This is a genomic window from Marinobacter salinexigens (assembly GCF_008370345.1).
GTDB classification, from domain to species: domain Bacteria; phylum Pseudomonadota; class Gammaproteobacteria; order Pseudomonadales; family Oleiphilaceae; genus Marinobacter; species Marinobacter salinexigens.
Window position 1 is genome coordinate 1 of the sequence record NZ_VTUU01000043.1, and the last position, 930, is coordinate 930.

The window sequence follows — 930 nt, forward strand, 5'->3', positions numbered from 1 at the left end:
CACCAGACCTCATCTCACTCCGCACCAGACCTCATCTCACTCCRCTACCCCCTCATCCTGCCATCCACCAGMAGCAGTGCAAGCATATGGSGCGCCGTRCCAGCCTGCTCCTCGCCGCGGCGCTGCTCGTCGCCGTCGCTGCCGCGGCGGTGCCRCCGACGTGCKAGCGCATCGAGTGCCCGGCGTAGGAGGTGGTGGACAGCGCCAACGGGTTCGAGATCCGGCGGTACACGGMCGCCATGTGGATCACCACGGCGCCCATCGAGGACATCTCCTTCGTCGCCGCCACGCGCACCGGCTTCCTMCAGCTGTTCGACTACATCCAGGGCAAGAACGCGTACAACGAGACGATCGAGATGACGGCGCCGGTGCTGACGCGGGTGTCGCCCAGCGACGGGCCCTTCTGCGCCTCCGCCTTCGCCGTGAGCTTCTACGTGCCGGCCAAGAACCAGGCGGACCCGCCGCCGGCCGAGGGCCTGCGCGTGGACCGCTGGGCCGGGGCCAGGTACGCGGCCGTGCGCCGCTTCGGRGGCTTCGTGGCGGACGYCGACGTCGGGGAGCAGGCGGCGCGCCTCGAGGCCAGCCTCCAGGGCRCCCGGTGGGCCGCCGCCGTCAACGACGCGCGCAGGGCCGACCCGGCCTCRCCYTACACCGTCGCGCAGTACAACTCGCCCTTCGAGTTCACCGGCAGGGTCAACGAGATCTGGATGCTCTTCGACGCCGCCGACGCGGACGACGACGCCAGTATGTGATGCGATTCCAAGCGTGCTCTCGGGGCACTGAGGCGTTTAGGGAAGGACGCGCATGCACCTGTGCAGTGCAGCTGTGCTACCATGAAGTATTTCGTGCTCTTGTGCGCTAGCTTCGTTTACTTTCGACTTTTCGAGTAAGGAATAAGGTGCCTCTTGTTGCAATAATGATAAAGCTAAT

Annotated in this window: 1 protein-coding gene; it reads left to right on the forward strand. The window is 66.3% G+C overall.

The window, feature by feature from the left end:
- Window positions 1–194 precede the first annotated feature (194 nt).
- Window positions 195–752 (forward strand): SOUL family heme-binding protein, encoded by a 558-nt coding sequence (locus FWJ25_RS20590; protein ID WP_188093676.1) that lies wholly within the window; start codon window positions 195–197, stop codon window positions 750–752.
- Window positions 753–930: the final 178 nt, after the last annotated feature.